This is a genomic window from Ekhidna sp. ABH4_415 (assembly GCF_056161305.1).
On record NZ_JBSWYW010000007.1, the window covers coordinates 299,184 to 317,310 of the forward strand.

14 protein-coding genes are annotated in these 18,127 nt (G+C 41.5%); 3 read left to right on the plus strand and 11 right to left on the minus strand.

Annotated features, from left to right (window positions below):
- Positions 1-8: 8 nt before the first annotated feature.
- A complete protein-coding gene (locus ACXAH9_RS14275) occupies positions 9-3,521 on the plus strand; it encodes an ABC transporter permease (RefSeq protein WP_474895529.1) in 3,513 nt (1,170 codons plus the stop codon).
- A gap of 10 nt (positions 3,522-3,531) precedes the next feature.
- The gene (locus ACXAH9_RS14280; RefSeq protein WP_474895530.1) at positions 3,532-4,686 is read left to right on the plus strand and encodes a serine hydrolase domain-containing protein; all 1,155 of its coding nucleotides are present in this window, start codon (positions 3,532-3,534) and stop codon (positions 4,684-4,686) included.
- Here the strand turns inward: ACXAH9_RS14280 and ACXAH9_RS14285 are convergent, their stop codons facing one another.
- From ACXAH9_RS14285 to ACXAH9_RS14310, 6 genes are all read right to left on the minus strand, one after another.
- Positions 4,687-5,898 carry an exo-alpha-sialidase gene (locus ACXAH9_RS14285; RefSeq protein WP_474895531.1) on the minus strand — a complete coding sequence of 404 codons (1,212 nt, stop codon included), beginning with the start codon at positions 5,896-5,898 and terminating at the stop codon, positions 4,687-4,689.
- Positions 5,895-6,635: a DUF6503 family protein gene (locus ACXAH9_RS14290; RefSeq protein ID WP_474895532.1), complete on the minus strand. Its 741-nt coding sequence runs from the start codon at positions 6,633-6,635 to the stop codon at positions 5,895-5,897. Before ACXAH9_RS14290 ends, ACXAH9_RS14285 begins: the two co-directional genes overlap by 4 nt.
- Positions 6,636-6,702: 67 nt before the next feature.
- Complete coding sequence (locus tag ACXAH9_RS14295) at positions 6,703-7,398, minus strand: DUF6261 family protein (protein WP_474895533.1); 696 nt, start codon at positions 7,396-7,398, stop codon at positions 6,703-6,705.
- Between the two features lie 151 nt (positions 7,399-7,549).
- The gene (locus ACXAH9_RS14300; RefSeq protein WP_474895534.1) at positions 7,550-8,104 is read right to left on the minus strand and encodes a hypothetical protein; all 555 of its coding nucleotides are present in this window, start codon (positions 8,102-8,104) and stop codon (positions 7,550-7,552) included.
- Between the two features lie 368 nt (positions 8,105-8,472).
- Positions 8,473-9,777: a WD40 repeat domain-containing protein gene (locus ACXAH9_RS14305; protein WP_474895535.1), complete on the minus strand. Its 1,305-nt coding sequence runs from the start codon at positions 9,775-9,777 to the stop codon at positions 8,473-8,475.
- A 23-nt stretch (positions 9,778-9,800) separates the two neighbouring features.
- Positions 9,801-11,573, minus strand: a complete 1,773-nt coding sequence (locus tag ACXAH9_RS14310) for a MutS-related protein (protein ID WP_474895536.1) — start codon at positions 11,571-11,573, stop codon at positions 9,801-9,803.
- 172 nt (positions 11,574-11,745) lie between these two features.
- Here ACXAH9_RS14310 and ACXAH9_RS14315 point away from each other — a divergent pair, with 172 nt between their 5' ends.
- Entirely contained in the window at positions 11,746-11,964 is a 219-nt protein-coding gene (locus ACXAH9_RS14315; protein ID WP_474895537.1) for a hypothetical protein, read from the plus strand.
- A 65-nt stretch (positions 11,965-12,029) separates the two neighbouring features.
- On the opposite strand, the gene ACXAH9_RS14320 is transcribed toward ACXAH9_RS14315, so the two are convergent.
- From ACXAH9_RS14320 to ACXAH9_RS14340, 5 genes are all read right to left on the minus strand, one after another.
- Entirely contained in the window at positions 12,030-12,422 is a 393-nt protein-coding gene (locus ACXAH9_RS14320; RefSeq protein ID WP_474895538.1) for a heavy-metal-associated domain-containing protein, read from the minus strand.
- A gap of 22 nt (positions 12,423-12,444) precedes the next feature.
- Entirely contained in the window at positions 12,445-14,643 is a 2,199-nt protein-coding gene (locus tag ACXAH9_RS14325) for a TonB-dependent receptor (protein WP_474895539.1), read from the minus strand.
- A 68-nt stretch (positions 14,644-14,711) separates the two neighbouring features.
- Entirely contained in the window at positions 14,712-15,098 is a 387-nt protein-coding gene (locus tag ACXAH9_RS14330; protein WP_474895540.1) for an HYC_CC_PP family protein, read from the minus strand.
- A 56-nt stretch (positions 15,099-15,154) separates the two neighbouring features.
- Complete coding sequence (locus tag ACXAH9_RS14335; protein WP_474895541.1) at positions 15,155-15,535, minus strand: transposase; 381 nt, start codon at positions 15,533-15,535, stop codon at positions 15,155-15,157.
- 51 nt (positions 15,536-15,586) lie between these two features.
- Positions 15,587-18,076, minus strand: coding sequence for a heavy metal translocating P-type ATPase (locus ACXAH9_RS14340; protein WP_474895542.1), 2,490 nt, complete (start codon positions 18,074-18,076; stop codon positions 15,587-15,589).
- Positions 18,077-18,127: the final 51 nt, after the last annotated feature.

Here is an 18,127-nt window from a genome sequence, read left to right on the forward strand (position 1 = left end):
TTTACCAGATGGATCAGTGGGTGAATTTTCCATGGGAGCAGACATTTCTTATCTGCGTCATACTGATTGGTGCCGTATGTGGTTTGGTACTACTGATCAGTAAATCTCCATCCGGGAGATGGCTTGGAGCACTACTGATTACCTATTTGCTCGGAATTTTAGTTCAGGGTACTTCTTTGAATTTCCTGTTGCCAGCAACAGTCTCTATGATAGTAATTACCTGCTATCTCTATATTCATGCGTTCTTCTATCAAAAGACACGAACGGCCTCAGTCCACTTTTTGGTGATTATTGTTTCATTTACCAGCAATTTTATTTTTGACGAAATTGACTGGATCAACAAACCGATTGGCTCAATTGTCATCTTAACCTATGCTGGCTTAATTCTAAGGTTGCTTTATCGTGAAAGTCAAACGAGAGGATTTTCTTACTTCCTTAATCCCGGATCTCGTGTTTCGTGGCTAAGAAATTTTGTGATACTCAATGGAGTATTCATTACCTCGTTTGCTTTGGAGGTCGATCAAATCGTGAACGGTACACTTTTTCTCTTATTGTTGGTCTTTGTTCTTCACCAGCTATTTAAGGAATCGTCATTCTTATCTCCAATTCCCATCGGTAACAAGTACAAGAAGTCTACGCTTACGCCATCAATAAAGGCAGCCATTCTGGATCGATTGGACGAAATAATGGTAGAGCAGAAGTTCCACAAAAGAGATGATGCTTCTTTGAGTCGGTTGGCGCGTGAGTTGGGTGTAACTACCCACCATCTTTCACAGGTGCTGAACGAATCACTCAAGATCAGCTTTCAGGATCTCATTGCCAGGTTCCGGGTACGAGAAGCATGTAAGTTGCTTCGGGACGAGCAGCATGAGAAGGTGAAAATTGAAAATATAGCCACCATGGTGGGATACAATTCAAAATCTGCTTTTAACACGGCTTTCAAGCGCAGAACTGGTCTTACTCCATCGGAGTACCGAGAGGCTAAGGACGTTCAGACTTATGGGGAAGAACGTCTATCCGAACGGAAAGCACCATTGAATGGAGGAAGAGGTATTGATTTGAATCATGTTTTTAACCTCAAAATAAAAAGTGGCATGATTCAGCATTTCTTTAAGATTTTCAGTCGAAATGTAAAACGCAATGGACTGTTTTCATTTCTCAATGTACTGGGTTTAACTGTCGGGTTTACCTGTAGCATTTTAATCTATCTCTTTCTCGAAGAAGAACTTTCATATGATCAATCGATTCCAGATTCAGATCGGATTTACCGGGTAGCATGGAACAGTGAGAACCCTCAAACCCGGACGCCTCACCCAATGGCACAAGCCATGGTCAAGGACTTTCCGGAAGTGGAAGAGGCCGTGAGCATATCACCCTGGTATGGACCGGGACTAAGCAAGGAACTGGTTCGGGTTAAGAACCCAAAAACCAACATCATGTTTGAGGAACCAGATTTCTTTCTTACAGACTCTACGTTCTTCGATGTATTTCAATTGAACATCCTGGAAGGGGATGAGGAGGCATTGAGTAAGCCATTTTCTTTGGTGATTACCCAAACTATGGCAAAAAAATATTTTGGAGATTCCAGTGCGGTGGGACGTGAACTTCGGCTAAATAATATGCCAATTGCTGTGACTGCCGTGGTGGAGCCAATGCCTGAAAATGCACACTTTCATTTCAATGCGATTATTCCGTATATCACATTAAAACAAATCAATCCCAATGACAGCTGGATGACGTGGGCGGATTTTGGTCATTTCAACTACCTGAAACTCAAACCAGGAGCTAATTCTAAAAAGCTGGAGTCAAAAATTCCGGATTGGATCCCGACCTACCTGGACTGGTGGAATGATAGGAGGGAAGCCTTCGAAGCGACAGGCACAGGTTTTATCCTGCAACCAATCCAGTCCATTCACCTTCACTCACATCTTCGCTGGGAACTGGAAAACAACGGCAATATCCTGTATGTATACATATTGACAGGCACACTGGCATTTCTCATTCTGATTGTTACCATCAATTACATCAATCTGACAACAGCAAAGTCCATCGAACGAGCCAAAGAGGTGGGTGTTCGCAAAACACTGGGAGCTGTATCAAGCAATTTGACTATCCAGTTTTATCTGGAGTCATTTTTATTTTGTGTAGTTGCCTTGATACTATCGTATGGTCTCTCCTTTTTGCTGATGGATAGCTTTAATTACCTGTCTGGAAAGAGCTTTGAGGTATCAAAGCTGTTTGAATTTGATTTCGTATTTAAAGCCCTGCTTTTTTGCCTCGCAATCGGCTTGCTTGCGGGCTTTTATCCGGCAATGACTATCTCATCTTTTCGACCCACAGAGGTACTTAAAGGTAAACTGACTACCACTGGCCGAGGTGTAAGGCTTAGAAGTGTGCTGGTGATATTTCAGTTTACTATTTCTGCGATTCTGATCAGCGGCAGTCTCACCATTTATCGTCAGATTGATTTTATGAAAGAAAAAGATCTGGGTTTTGATAAGGAAGCCATCATTTCATTAAGCGTTCCTGCAAGTATTGAGATCGGAGGAATAGACCTGCAATCGGTACGTAGCGTTCAGGAGCAGATAGAAGAAATCAGCGGAGTAAAGCAGACCACTTTGGTTTCGAATGCACCGGGTGGTCAGTTCAATCAGCATGCCTATTATTCCCCGGAAGATCCGGATAATCGTGTAGATGCTTCCGAGGTGATGGTTGACTATGATTTTGAAAAAGTATTGAATCTGGATGTGGTGCAAGGAAGGGCATTTGACCGATCTCATCCATCAGATTCTGTATCTGGCTTCATGATCAATGAAGTGACTGCACAGCTTTTAAACCTGGAAAACCCTGTTGGGAAAAAATTGATTTGGGTTGGTAATGATGAAGAGCTGGAGGGAACGATCGTTGGTGTGGTAAAAGACTTCCATTATCGTTCGCTACATGAAGATATTCAGCCTTTAGTAATGACCCTTCAGCCACTGGGGGCAGGGGAGATGCTTATCAAAATGGAAGGCAATCAGTTTGGTCAGATTATCAATAAAATTGAGCCTATTTACGAGCAGTTAGGTAGCGAGCTTCCTTTTGAATATCATTTTCTGGATCAGGAGTTAGCTTCATTGTACGAGCAGGAGGAGCGGACGCTTTCCATTTTTTCTGTATTCTCTATTGTGGCATTGATTTTAGCTAGCTTGGGTCTTTTGGGAATGGCCATCGCTATTTTGAATCAGCGTATAAAGGAAGTCGGTATGCGAAAAATCCTGGGAGCTACTTCCAGTCAGATTATGAGAATGATTCTCGGGCAGTTTGCCAAGCTGGTTGCGATTGCAGCATTAATCGGTCTTCCACTTTCTTATTTCATGATGCAAAGCTGGATTATGGAGTTTTCATACAGAGCACCTTTTGGTGTTATGCCCTTTGTATGGTCGCTGATCGTATTGTTAGGAGTAGCAATGCTCAGTGTGATTTCTGCAGTGACACGCATCACCTACTCTAATCCGGTGGATGCTTTGAGGTACGAGTAAAGAACAGATCATGAGAAATCCATTACTTCGTTTAGCGGTAGCCTGTGCCCTAATTTTTACTTCCTGCTCAACCGCCACATATAGTGGGAGATGGGTTCGATGGAATGCTTCCGGTATCGATGACTTCAAGAAATTCCCTTCATACAACTTTCAGGCCTCTGAAAATCCTTTTCATTTCTATAAGGAATACCAAGAGAGTCTAGACCAGTTATTGGTTCCTGTTGGAAATGGGAAAGAAAGTGCGCTGCTAGATGTGCTTGCAGCGTCAGAAACGACTGCCTTTATTGTGATTAGGAATGATACCCTCGTTTATGAAAAGTATCTGAACGGATATACACGAGATTCAATCAATACTTCTTTTTCCGTGGCAAAATCAATCACATCATTATTGGTGGGGGTAGCTATCGATCAGGGATTCATTCAGTCCAGAGAGGTGGAAATTGTCCGGTATCTTCCTGAACTACTGGATGTAGATCCGAAGTATAAGGAGGTTCGGCTATCCCACTTGCTGGATATGAAAAGTGGGATCCAATTCAAGGATCATGATTTGATCTGGGGTGACAAGCCAAAGGCCTATTACCATCCCCGATTACGAGAACGAATCATGGAACTCCCCGTAACTGATGAGCCCGGCCTTGAATTCAAATACAACTCGTACAATCCAATTGCAATTGGGATGGTTTTGGAGCGTGTGACTGGGATGATGCCTGCTGCCTATTTTGAAAAGCAAATCTGGGATAAAATGGGTATGGAGTACGATGGATCGTGGAGCTTGGATAGCGAAGAGTCACGGATGACTAAAATGGAAAGTGGAATTAACCTTCGTGCCATTGATTTTGCCAAGTTTGGGAGATTGGTTTTAAACGAAGGTGCTTGGAATGAAGAGCAGGTAATTTCAAAAGAATGGATGAACCAAACATTGGAAATTGGTCAACAACATGTTGTCGACGATTATGGTGGGGAGATTTATTACAAGGACTTTTGGTGGTTGTTTAGCAAAGATGGTGAGCAGGTTGATATTATTTCAGGTTGGGGTCATCTGGGCCAATACCTCTATATCTTCCCTGAAACGCAGGTGATCATTGTGAGGATGGGCAAAGACAATGATGGAGTGAGGTCATGGAGTCAGTTATTCAAAACAATCAATAACTCATTAACTGAATAATTATTCCAAAGATGTTTTTAATATTCGGACGGTTAATTTTTCTTCATCAATATCCGTCCAGGCAAAGAATAACTCTCCACCAAAGACCTCCATCTGAGGAAATCCACTTCCTCTTGATTCTGACATTTTTGCTACGATAGATACCGGAGACATGGACCCATTGATGTTCACTTTTCGATACTTGATTGCTGGCGTTTCTCCACCGTCTAACCAACTCACCACTGCGGTTTGTTCATTAAGCATGACCACATCCACTCGGCCAACAGGGGAGGTGCTATCGATGATGATGGGATCATTAAAATCTGAACCTCGTTTGAAAGCTACCTTTACTGTTTGTCTGCCAAGTGCGGAAGTAAACCATGCTGCAGCTACTGTGCGTCTATGACCAGCAATGCGTGGACCATTGACCGGGCAGCCTTGAATATTCCAGTTGTCTTGAGCAATGAGTTTTGGTTGACTCCATCCGGAATCTGTTTGAGTGACAAAAGCCATATCTCTAACTTCATCTACCGACCTGTCTCTGTATACAATGATTGCTCTATCAGAGGTCATCGCACCACCCGTCTGGCAGCAATCGCATACCCTGCCATCTAATTCTACCTCCTCTGATATGTTTCCTTTCAAATCAATAACCGCTGACCGGATGGTCATTGCTCCGCTACCATGTCCTCCATGACCTCCTCCTCCGGTATTTCTACCGTCCAGCCATGTTAGCAGAAAGGTACCATCGTTTTTAGGAAGTATAGTTGCAAATCCATGCTCTGTGGGAGTGCCATCTTTGTGTGGTATGACAGAATCAGACCACCTTTCAGCCGTGTTCGGTTTTAAAACAATATTTACATCGTAAGAATAAGTGCCTGTTGAACTCTTAGCCAGGTAATGGGCAATTTTGTTTCCGCTTGAATCAACCGCCAGCATTGGATAGTCTGCCCAGTTGACAAACCAGTCGTTTCCTGTAGCAATCAATTCTGGTTCGCTCCACCCACTGTCATTTAGTTGAGCATACATGAAATCTACCCAGTTAGCGTCTCTTTTTTCAACCCAGCTTAGGTATAGGTTGTTATCTGCACCCTTAACCAGGTGGGGGAGACTGCTATTGAGACCAGCAGGTGTTGAAAAGCTAACAATGCTTGTTTTCTTTTCCGACTCTTCAGGTTGGGGGGTGCTACAAAATGTGAGTAATATAATTAAGGTCAGGTATCTCCATTTCATGGAGTCGAAATTACCACATCTTCCAGTTCAATGAGTGATAATTCAACCAATTTTCCATCCAGAAATGCCTGATCGATCGTTTCGAGCGGAACACTATCTTTTACCTCAGGTTTCAGGTTTCTGTAATCCTGAATGGTGATTCCATTGATCTTTCTGGTATTGTAGGCCACTCTGAATCGCATGCCTGTGCCTTCATCTTCTTCATTGTAGCTATAAGCCAGATAGTCCATGTTGTAATCTTCTGAGTCAAACCAATAGTAGAAGACATCTTCATGATCTTCGCCACCACCTTCCGGGTCAAAAGTCACCTTAATCTTATGGTATGCGGTTTCGTTTATTTGCACGATCCCAGCATAGCTTTTATTCACCGCAGCATCATTCAATCGGAATGGGAGAAACGCGAAGTAGATTACTGAGTTTACCGAACTGGTGTAGGCAGCTCGCTTTTCCTCATCCAGTGTAACAAGACTATCATTGATGTAACGAAACAGACCTTCATTGTTCAACACATCTTTTATTTCATTACCAATTGAATCTTGCTGCATTCGTGTGAACACATATGCGCCATTATCCATTAAGTAGCTGTAGTCAATACCTCGGAATGTAAAAGATGCTTCAGCCTCCTGCAATTTGCTGACACCTGCAGCCGATATGGCGCTATCTACTACCTGTTGTGCAGTAGGGGTTGGTGATTCACATGAAGCTATTATCGAAAAAAGTACAATCAGTTTCTTCATCAAACACCCCAACGTAAAAAGGGCATATAAAAGTTTAGCTATCTAATGTCAAATCTTGCAAAAAAAATCATGATACTATCTGCTGTCGTTCTTTTGCCTGCTGCATCATATCCGTAATGATTGCATTGAGCTTATCCACCAGATCGACAATGCCATCTTCTTTATCCTCTTCCAATAATTCTACATGGTTCAGGAAAAGTGTGATCTGCTTGGATAGTTCGGTTTTCCATACCACTACCTGCGGAGTTTCATTCTTGGTATCCTCAGTGGTTTTTTCGTGGTATACTTTGTCAAAACTTTCATGAGCATTTAGCATTTCCTCTAGAAGATCTGCCACCCCGGCATGTGAAATTTCATTAGAAAACCGTTCCAAATCATTTACCAAACTTCTCATGGCTTCACTTTGGGCAATGTAGCCAAGGTTGTAAAGGCTAAATCCTCGTTTTCTTACCACCTCTACCAGCTTTTCTCCTGCCTGTTTGATAGATGGCTCTGTACGGTATGAGGCCGAAAGCACACCATACTTAAAGGCTTGAAAAGCATCGTCTCTAAGTAGGTCAGCTTGCTGCACACGTGAAGCATGGACATTGGAAAGTCCCTCATTTAATGATTCAGAAAGCACGCTGGATGCTTCTGTGGTCTTCTTAATTCTATTTTCCAGAATCTCTTTTAAGGCGGATGCATTTACAGCTTGTATAAGTCTTTCTGCAATGACAACCAGTTCCTCTGAAGTCAATAGTGAGTGTGAAAATTGCTTGAGCATGGTTCGTTGGTGTTTGTTTGAATAAGCAATAAAATATGATATTGTCAAACATTGCAATCCTCTTCGATAAGGGTTTGAAAAATTCGGATGTAAAAGTGAAAAGGCATTAATTAAGCCCTCGATCGAGGGCTTAATTAATGTATTATATTCTTTACAGTTGTTTTAAAACATCTCTACCGCCATCTACTCCTTCTTTAATGGCGTTTTTCACAGCCTCGGTTGACTCTATACTTATTTCACCTGCGGCCTCTACTGCTGCTACAATGGAATTTTTTGTAGCTGCTAATGTATCGCCACCAACCTGCTTCACTCCGTTAACAGATCCTTTTACTGCTTCTACTGCCACAGAACCCACATCAAGACCTAAATTTTTGGCTGAGTGGATAGCCTGCTTAACAGAACCCTGTACTGCATCTTTCTGATCTACACCACTTTCCATCGCGCCTTGTACTGCGCCGTTTACGATCCCTTTCACCAGGTCGATGATGCCTTTACCCACATTGGACAGGCCTTCGAATGTTCCCTGTACAATCGATGCAGGTACCTGAACACCTTTGATTACAATGTCTTTGGTTCCTTCGATGGTTGTGAGTGTCACATCTTTAACAGAAGAAACAATGGTGCTTCCAAGGTCAGCAGTGCCTTCAATAGCACCTTTGACGCCTCCCTTTATTCCATTTACTAATGAGGAGATAATGTTTGTCATGGTTTTTAATTTTAGGTTATACGTATAATTAAAAGCCTAAAAACACCGGAATCGTTTAAAAAAATATGGATTTATATATCCTAAGAAAGGGATCAGATGCTAATTACGTGATCCTCGTATTTTTTCAATTCCGTAATTTCCGCTCACCTCAATCACTTCGAATGTTCAACTTTGAATCATCATTAAGAACTAAATATTATCCTTATGAAAGTAAAAAGACCCTTTTTCACCCAGTTCTGTATTGATCTCTTGAATTGCATTACTTCACGCGCTGTTAAACGAAGCAGGTTTGTACGTTTGAGTTAAGAAAACATCATAGGTTAGGTTGTATTGTGAGCGCATCGGGTTGAATGTCCGGTGCGATTTTTTTATTTCGAACATGTAAGAGCGTAGGGGATATCTTTTCCCACGAATTCATACCATTCGTCTGGGGTAAGTGGACGATCAATCATGGCGCAAATGCGGAATGCGAAGTATGCGGGATCAACTGGCCAGGTTCGGATGTACTCATCTCCTCCGCCGGTGATCACCTGTGTTCCAGAGGGGTTGAAACTCCCGGTAAATACCCAATCATCATGATCATCCAGAATGATGGGGAGCTTTCTTGAATCTGTGAGGTCCCAGATTCGTGCAGTTCCATCACGACTGGTAGTAAGGAGCAAGTCTCCTTTTGGATTGAATTGGATATCTGTTACGGTGCTTTGATGTCCTGAGATAATTCGGATAAGGTTTTTATTCGGAATATCCCAAAGTATTACATCTCCGCGATCCCTACCGATAGCCAACGTATTTCCCTCTGGGCTTATGTCCAGGCAGTTGATGGCAAATGAACCGAGCTCGTAACCAAAATAGGATTGTTTACGCCAGTTTTTCATTATGTCATCAATCGGGCTTTCTTTCACCTCGTACGGCTTTTCCCATGCCTCTAGAACACCCTGTTCGGTACCGGCATAGATAGTGCCGTCTTGTTCGTCCACCTTTAGCTGGTTCACTTTTAGAGCAGTTTTTCCAACCTGCTCTGATTTTGCATTAAATCCCTTTAGTATCAATTCGCCGGTTTTTGCAACCATAAGGTATTTGCGTTCACCAGGTATGAAAGTGGCTGTTTGAACCGGCTGAGGGTCCTCTAATACCTGAATATCATCATGTGGGTTCTTCTCAGTAGGGATCAATGCCAAACCCTCCTGGTAGAATATCGCCATTAGCACTTTGCCATCATTAGACATTTCTATGGATTGAATAATCTTATCCGATTCATAGACTGTTTCCGGGATGGTACGTGGGTTGGACAGGTTCCATTTTAAGATTTTCCCATCTGTAGATGAGGAGTAATAATGGTTCGCTTCATTGCCAAATACCACGGAGGTAACTGTATTAGCGTGCATACCCACCTGATTGTAGGCCATGTTACGCACAGAGTCATAGCCCAGGTACTTGTTTGCCTCGTACAGTGCTTGATAAACATTTAAGTGGGAGACATAAGGCTCCACATTTCCCACTTTCCAGAACTCATAGGCCTGTCTTGCTATTAATGCCTTAAGTTCCGTCTGATAACCGGGCATTACCAGCGACCGTTGTGACATGGACATAACCAGTTCAGTGGTTGTTTGGCTGGTTTGTGCATTGGTGAAAATGGCAACCGATAGGAGTGTGGTGGTGATAAGGAAGCGCATAGTTAAAGATACGAAAGGATATGCTAAATAACCCCCATCTTTTTCATGATAAAGCTGGCGCTTTTGTTTTCACAGACACCATCACGTAGCTTATAGTCAAATACCAACTCACCATTGACGATCTCCACCTCGAACCGTTTATTGGTTAGTGTTTCAGGGTATTCCTGAGTGGTATTACATACCTCCAGGTCGTGTGTAGCAATACCGCCAAAAGCAGTTTTCTCCACCATTTTCCGAATAACCTCTATGGTACCGTTTCGTTTGTCATCAGAGTTTGTGCCTCGCAAAATTTCATCAAGCAGTACAAAACCATCTCCATTGTCAAGCTGCTCCATGATATATTTCAATCGCTTCACTTCTGCATAGAAATAAGATTCACTATCACTCAATGAATCTGATAATCGCATAGAAACGAACACTGGCATCACATGCACATTAGCACGAGTGGCATGCACAGGCGCTCCGATTCCTGCCAGGACCATATTCACACCAATGGTTCGCAGGAATGTGCTTTTTCCTGACATATTGGAGCCTGTGAGAATAAAAAAACTTTGCGAATTGAAGTCAATTGAGTTGGTCACGTTTTGGTCTTTTGCAATAAGCGGATGACCCAGGTTTGCGAAAAGTATGTGCTTTTCATGGTTGATGGAAGGGAAAACAAAGTCAGGGTTATTGTAAGCGAAATTTGCGAGACTACTGATCGCTTCAACTTCACCAATAACTTTTAACCAATCCTCAAGATGGGAAGCGTGCTTTTCTCGCCAATTTGATAAACCATGTAATACATGCAGGTGATACTGTAGGGTTCCGTTTAAAAGAGGACTGGCAAAGACATTGGTGACATGTTCCAGCCTTCCAAATAATAGAGATAGGTGATGGATCGCCTCACTGGCTTTGGTATGGTGGGAGGTAAGTTTCTCTTGTAGCTCCTTAAGTTTATTTGATTGAAAGGTATGATTTTCAATTTCATGTAAAAGAATCGATTGTTGCCTTAGAATCTCCTCAATTTTCGTTGTGGTAATCAATTCCTCTTTTATCCATAGCATTTGTGAGCCAAGAAACCCTAGATTGATCAGGAAAAGGAAGCCTCCAATATTTCCAAATATGCCTTCTGAATAAATCAAGTAAAGGCAAAAGGCTATGATCGTGAGAAGTGGAAGGATATAAGTGAGCCACCGAAAAATCGGATAATATTTCCTGGGCTTTTTACATCCCCATTTAAGCAAGTCTTTGATGCTTTCAGGGCTGTCAGGTTTTAGTCTGCCTAAAGCTAGTATCTGCTGTCTCCATTCAATGTTAGGTGTTAGTTCTTGAATTGCTTGTTGCGTTTGAAGTATTTCTTCTATTGATACAATGTGAAGAAGTTTTTCAGCCAGCGTTTGTTTTCCATACGAGGTAGCCGTTCGATTCAATGTTTGATACAATGAGTTTTTACCGAAGAAATCAAGGTCGTAGGAATAGGGATGATCATGTTGGATAAACTCATCACCATTGTCAAAATTGAGCTTGCCTTTTGCTAAGAAATCCTTTTCATCTCGATTGATGCCGATTTTAGCTTTAGCCAAATCCTTTTCCCACCTGATGGATTTATGCCTTTTAATTAGAAGAAAGAATGACAGTGTGGTGATAATTCCTGCTAACAACAAGTATGAGTTGTTAGTCTTATAATATTCATAGAATAAGAATAAAGTCGCAGATATAGCTAGTAAGCGAGCAATGCTTATTCTCCTATCACTAATTGCTAGTTTGGTGGAAATCACCCTTAACTGTTCGATTTTTTGCTGGTAGATGCTCAATGTATCGTTCTTTAAAAGGCAAGGTTAACGAATATCTCAGCCAGGAGTTATAAGCGATTAAGGAATATGACTTTGCCTATGGTAAATTATGTTCATGCTAATGCTCAAATATTGTAGTAATTGTTAAAATATTTTACTTATTTAACCGTGCATTAACCTAACCTAACCCAATATGTTGCAAACCAAATCTCCGTCTCATGTGACGGAATTAAGAAGGTCTGTTAAAAGGCTTGTTGATGATTTATATCAATCTACAGTCGATTTTGATGAACAACTTACGGATAATGGAGAGTCTGTTGCAAGCTACGTTTGTAAAATGAATGATCAGCAACTAAACAGGTCATTTCTTGATTATTGCATTGCCGTTAAACACTATGAAAAATCAAGGTAAGGGAGGCTCCATGCACCTCCCTCCTCATATAAGGATAAATTCTTTATTCGATTAGGAACATTATATTAATTATCATCCTTTGGTGCCAAAGGCACCTGTGGAATAGGTGTGCCATGTGATCCGTCCTTGCAACACATGGGCAGTTTTTCGTAAGCAGCAGAATCCCTCGCTAACGTATCTGCGTGATAGCCTACCATGGTAATCCGCTTTCTGATAGTCTGAGCATCCGTTTTCTTTGGATTATATAGGACCGTCATGATCTTATTGTTAAGATTAAACGTTGCTTCCTTAACGCCCTTCTCAAATGCCAGATCCTTTTCTAATGTGTATTGACACATCTCGCAGATGCCTGATGTTTTGATCTCAATTTTGAAACCTCCGTCTACTTCAATAGGCTCCTGCTGTCCAGAGGCCATAACAGTTACCAAAAACGTAATTATTGATATTATTTGTTTCATGTCAACAGTGTCTTATGTCTAATTATCTTTTAATCTTATACCTAAATCCAGCATATACCATTCTTCCCACAATGGGGGCCCATACGAGCGAAGCATCAAAATTATTGCCAAATGGATTTTCTGCGTCAATAATTGGATCATCTTGCGTAAATCCAAGCAGGTTTTCAGAGCCTATGTAAATATTTCCCCATCTGAAACCTCGACTAACTTGCGCATTGAGTAAGAAGAAGTCAGGGGAGGATGATCCTCTCTGAAATTCAGCCGGCTTATCAGACGTGTCAGGGAGTCGTTTGCTTCCAAACCATTGAAGTGTGGCATCTGCTTCCCACTTATCAAATCGTGTCGCATAGGAGGTGTTCAGAAAGAATCGATTACGAGCATTGAAAGGCACTTCTATGAACTCATCGTTGATAGTAGTTCGAACATCATAAAATTTATATGCTGCTTTCGCACTCAAACGATCCGAAAACTGATAGTTTCCTTCCAATTGAAAACTATGAGCGTAAGATTTACCTCTGAGGTTATATACCCTCAATTCACTGGAATTGGCATCCATATCGTAGATGAGTTGATTCTCAAAGTTCGTATAGAAATAATCAGCAATGAGGTTTAACTTTTTATCTCCAATGTTAACCGCTGTTACCAAACTACCACCCATGTTCCAGGATACCTCGGGTTCAGGGTTTTCTTCAATGATTAATTGCCTGGATGAAACCAAAATATTACTGTTTTCAACTATGGTGTTAGGTGTTCGATATCCGCGACCAATTGCAGCTCGGATCGTCGTATTTTCTGAAATTTGATATCTTGAATGGAGTCTTGGAGTAAAGTAGTTACCATACAGATTATGAAAATCAGTTCGAGCACCCAACAGCAAGGTGAATCTATCTCCAGGCGTATATGTGTATTCATAATATAATCCAGGGACTACTTCTTGTCTGCTAAAAGTAGAGTCTGCATACACCTCATCAAACTCATCGTAAAGCATGCTTACGCCTGTTTTGTACTGGTGAAATGAATTCCCTATGATGTTTTGGAAGATGACGTTACCATAAAGCGTTTTTTCTGTACCGAGATAGTTATCTCTACCGAAACCACCATCTATATCTAGATAAGAAGCTGAATAAATAAAGCCCCAGCCCTTATATGGTTTATGTGGAAATAAGAGACCGGTCTTACCAAACACTTCAGCACGTGTAGTATTGTTTTGAAATCCATATTGCGATGATGTTCTAAAGTCATCACCAAAACCATATCCCAGCTGACCTCCCGCTTTCTCATCTCTCATAACCGTCAGCCCGATCTGGGAAACCATCTTTTCTCCCTGGTACTTGTACCGGTTCATTACATTGATCTGTCTGCCTTTCGGAATATCCATGAAGCCATCATCATTCTGATCTACCTCATTATTGAAGTAATTGGTATGTAATAGTAGGGCCGTGCTCCACTGATCATTGATGTCTCTGGCATGATTAGCGTTAAATTCAACACGCCCCATAGAATTCGCATAACCATTCAAGTAAAGCTTCTCGCTATTTTCCGGCTTCTTTAATTCTACGTTGATTTGACCAGTCATCGACTCATAGCCATTGACGATGGTACCCGCACCCTTACCAACATCAATGGATTGAATCCAGGTACCGGGTATGTAATTGAGACCATACCTACCGGCTAAACCTCTCACATTTGGGATGTTTTCACGATTGATCTGAACATAGCGTCCATCAAGGCCTAGCATTCGAATGGTTTTTGCTCCACTGACAGCATCTGTAAATGAGACATCTACCGATGCGTTTGTTTCAAAACTCTCAGATAGATTACAACAGGCTGCCTTGGTAAGTTCTGCCTCCGTAATCACTTCAATGTGCTTGGATTCACGGTCGTCGAGGAAAGTGCTGCTTGCTTGAACAACTACTTCTTCTAATTCAGAAGCGCTTTCTTCAAGCATGATGTGCATCATTCCGGATAGATCTACATTGACTGTATCGGCAATGAATCCTGAATAGGAAACAACAAGTTTAGCTTCTCTATTTATTAGCTTCAGGGTGAATTGACCATTCACATCGGTGATGACACCATTTTGGGTTCCAAGCTCCTGAACGGTTGCTCCAATGAGCGGCTCGTGTTCGGCACCATTGCCAACCATTCCTCTCACTGTCTGTGCCTCAATTGATAAGGCTAATAAAATTGATGTTATAAGTGTAAATATATGTTTTACCATGATTGTATTTTTTAGTCAAAAAATGAACTGAAATGACGATCGATATCGTCTATAAACACAATCCGGTATTATATCAGGAATGACTGGATCAAAACTGGGATGTCTCGATCGGGGAGAGGAGGATCATAGAATAGGTGTTCTGGCTTTTCCTGCTCCAGTGTAAAGGATATATCCTTGAGAAGGATGTGATTGATGATCGCTAGTTCGAATAAGTCTGGATTTGCATCAAAATCAAAGGCTACTGTAGTAATCTCCTCAATTTTAAGCTCCTCGCTTACATCTTTACAGCAAGGCATTTGTTCTTCTTCACCATCGAAACAATGTTGAGCATGCTCATTAACTGCCACAGACTTGAGTCTACCCATACAATAGTGCTTGTTAAGGGTAATGCCTGTAGTGGCTATTAATAATACAACTGCAAGAAAGCTGTTTAATATGTTTTTAGTGATTCTCACTGCTGCAAAGATACGTAATTAAACCTTGGAGGTTTTCAAAACCTCCATGGTTTCTATTATTCAAATTCCAACATGACATCTTTTGCCTCTAGCTCTTTATGCACTTTAAGAAATTCACTTCTTCCCCCAAACCATGCAATTCCGGAATCCCTCTCAATTTTGGTGGGTTTGTTTATGAGATATGAATGATAGCTACAATGTGGCCAATCATTCAAGTCTTTTACAAATTGATGATGTATTGGGTTATTGTGAATATATGCGATTAGTCTAGTGAAGTAGGAGTCGTTATCAATCAACTTCCTTCTGAATTTTGGGATGAAAAGAGACCCTTTTCGATCGTACATTTTATTGTAGGCTTTGGTGTAAGCAGATCCATTCGCATGTGTCCAAATGTGATAAATACGTTCTGGTTCAAGAGGAATTAATGGTTGAGCCATGTGTTAAATTAAATAGAACCTCGAGGGTTTTCAAAACCCTCGAGGTGTATTTTACCTCAATCTCAAACTATTTCCTATCACAGAAACGGAACTAAGACTCATGGCTAAGGCAGCCAACATTGGACTAAGTAAAATGCCAAACCAGGGAAATAATAGGCCGGCAGCAATAGGAACTCCCAACATATTATACCCGAACGCAAAGACCAGATTTTGCTTAATATTCCGCATGACATCTTCACTGAGTTTTCGCGCTCGCACAATTCCATCCAGCTCACCTTTCACCAGTGTAATGCCGGCACTTTCAATGGCAACATCGGTCCCTGTTCCCATAGCAATGCCTACATTGGCCTGAGCCAGTGCTGGAGCGTCATTGATCCCATCACCGGCCATAGCTACAACCTTACCTTCTTTCTGTAGCTTCTCCACATATGCATGCTTTTCTTCAGGAAGCAACTCTGCTTCAAACCCATCAAGGCCAAGTTTTTCTGCTACTCCTTTAGCTGTGTTTTTGTTGTCGCCTGTTAGCATGATAACTTCAATGTTATGCTCTTGGAGCGTTTTAATAGCTTCAGCAGATGTTTCTTTTATCGCGTCTGCCACACTGATATATCCATTTAGCTTCCCATCAATTACGATCATCATTACTGTTTCGCCTGTTGATTGCCTTTCAGCTATTTCGGTACTTTGGACCTCATTCAAAGAGATATTAAAATCCTCCAGTAGTTTTTTGTTGCCAATCGCTATTTCCTGATCATTGATTTTTCCTTTCACTCCTTTACCCGTTATGGAATCAAAGTCTTTTACCTCTAACAATTCTAGTTTTTTGGCTTTGGAAGCTTCTACGATGGCATCCGCTAAGGGGTGTTCGCTACTGTTTTCGAGGGAAGCAACCCATTGTAAGAGTTCATTTTCATTTGTATCTGAAAAAGACTGGACATGCTGTAGGGTAGGTTTGCCTTCGGTGATCGTTCCGGTTTTGTCAATTACTAAAGTTGTCACTTTATGCATTTCTTCCAGTGCACGTGCATCTTTAATTAACACACCTTGCTTGGCCCCCTTGCCGGTTCCTACCATGATAGACATAGGTGTGGCCAGACCTAATGCACATGGGCATGCAATGATAAGTACAGTAACAGCGCTTGTAAATGCATAAACCAACCGGGGATCGGGCCCCCAAATGGACCAGATGGCAAATGACAGAATCGCAATAGCCACCACTGTCGGTACGAAATACGCCGAAATTTTATCTGCCAAATTTTGAATCGGAGCTTTGGTACGGCTGGCCTTATTCACCATCTCAATGATCTGAGAGAGTAGCGTATCACTTCCAACCTTTGTTACTTTCATCAGGAAGGTATTGGTTCCGTTTATCGTCCCTCCAATCACTTCATTACCCTCTTTTTTTTCTATCGGATTAGCTTCACCGGTAATCATCGATTCATCAATGGAAGTTTTTCCTTCGGTGATTTCTCCATCGACAGGTATCTTTTCACCAGGTTTTATCTTAATAATATCATCAATTTGGACTTCTTCAAGGGGGATGGTTTGTTCATTGCCATCTCGGATAACGATTACTTTCTGTGGAACCAGGTTGAGCAATTCTTTGATTGCTGAGTTTGTTTGACTTCTGGCTTTTAATTCCAGCACCTGACCCAATAAGATGAGAGTCAAAATAACGGCAGCCGATTCAAAATATAAGTGAACATTCCCTGATTCAGTTTTGAACTGCTCGGGAAATATATCAGGGAATATAAGTGCAACAATACTGAACAAGTATGCGGCACCAGCACCGAGCGAAATCAGTGTCCACATGTTGGGAGAACGATTAATGACGGATTTAAATCCTCTCACAAAAAACTCACGGGTAGAATAGAAAATGATAGGAGTTGTAAGTACAAATTGCACCCATCCCTGCATAGTTTTATTGATCAATGAGTTAATGGAAATCCCCACCATTTCACCCATTGCAATAAAAAATACGGGTAGGGTGAAGGCAACAGACCAGATAAATTTTCTGAGCATATTTTGAAACGCTTTCTTTTCACTGGAATCTTCTTCAGCACTAACATTCCTGGGCTCCAGATCCATCCCACATTTTGGACAGCTACCCGGTTCGTCCTGTTCCACTTCAGGATGCATGGGACAGGTATAAATGGTTTTGGTTGATGAAGAAGCGGATTGTTCTTGTTCTAAATCCATCCCACACTTAGGACAGTCTCCCGGCTCGTCGTATTTTTTATCACCTTCACACAGCATTGGGCAATAATATTTGCCACCATTATCAGTCTTCTTCTCGTTTGCTTTTTTGTGATCATGGGAATGGTGATGATCCTCCGGATGTATATCATAACGATCACCATGTGACTGGAGCGTCTGCTTCAGGTCATCGATGGATATGTGCTCTTTTAGGGTAAGCAAAGCTTTACCAGCAGCCAGGTCTACTTCTGCTACTTCCACCTTATTATTTGAGAGTAAAGCAGTTGCTACGTGACTCTTACATCCCTCACAAGACATCCCTGAAATCGTATAGGTTTTCTTCATAGTCCAACAATATGGATACAAAAATGTAAACTAAACTATAATGGATGTTAC

Excerpts from the sequence above, each read along its gene's own strand:
- ACXAH9_RS14275 (WP_474895529.1), top strand. The coding sequence starts at position 9 with ATGGATCAGTGGGTGAATTTTCCATGGGAGCAGACATTTCTTATCTGC.
- ACXAH9_RS14280 (WP_474895530.1), top strand. The coding sequence starts at position 3,532 with ATGAGAAATCCATTACTTCGTTTAGCGGTAGCCTGTGCCCTAATTTTT.
- ACXAH9_RS14285 (WP_474895531.1), bottom strand. The coding sequence starts at position 5,898 with ATGAAATGGAGATACCTGACCTTAATTATATTACTCACATTTTGTAGC.
- ACXAH9_RS14290 (WP_474895532.1), bottom strand. The coding sequence starts at position 6,635 with ATGAAGAAACTGATTGTACTTTTTTCGATAATAGCTTCATGTGAATCA.
- ACXAH9_RS14295 (WP_474895533.1), bottom strand. The coding sequence starts at position 7,398 with ATGCTCAAGCAATTTTCACACTCACTATTGACTTCAGAGGAACTGGTT.
- ACXAH9_RS14300 (WP_474895534.1), bottom strand. The coding sequence starts at position 8,104 with ATGACAAACATTATCTCCTCATTAGTAAATGGAATAAAGGGAGGCGTC.
- ACXAH9_RS14305 (WP_474895535.1), bottom strand. The coding sequence starts at position 9,777 with ATGCGCTTCCTTATCACCACCACACTCCTATCGGTTGCCATTTTCACC.
- ACXAH9_RS14315 (WP_474895537.1), top strand. The coding sequence starts at position 11,746 with ATGTTGCAAACCAAATCTCCGTCTCATGTGACGGAATTAAGAAGGTCT.
- ACXAH9_RS14320 (WP_474895538.1), bottom strand. The coding sequence starts at position 12,422 with ATGAAACAAATAATATCAATAATTACGTTTTTGGTAACTGTTATGGCC.
- ACXAH9_RS14325 (WP_474895539.1), bottom strand. The coding sequence starts at position 14,643 with ATGGTAAAACATATATTTACACTTATAACATCAATTTTATTAGCCTTA.
- ACXAH9_RS14335 (WP_474895541.1), bottom strand. The coding sequence starts at position 15,535 with ATGGCTCAACCATTAATTCCTCTTGAACCAGAACGTATTTATCACATT.
- ACXAH9_RS14340 (WP_474895542.1), bottom strand. The coding sequence starts at position 18,076 with ATGAAGAAAACCTATACGATTTCAGGGATGTCTTGTGAGGGATGTAAG.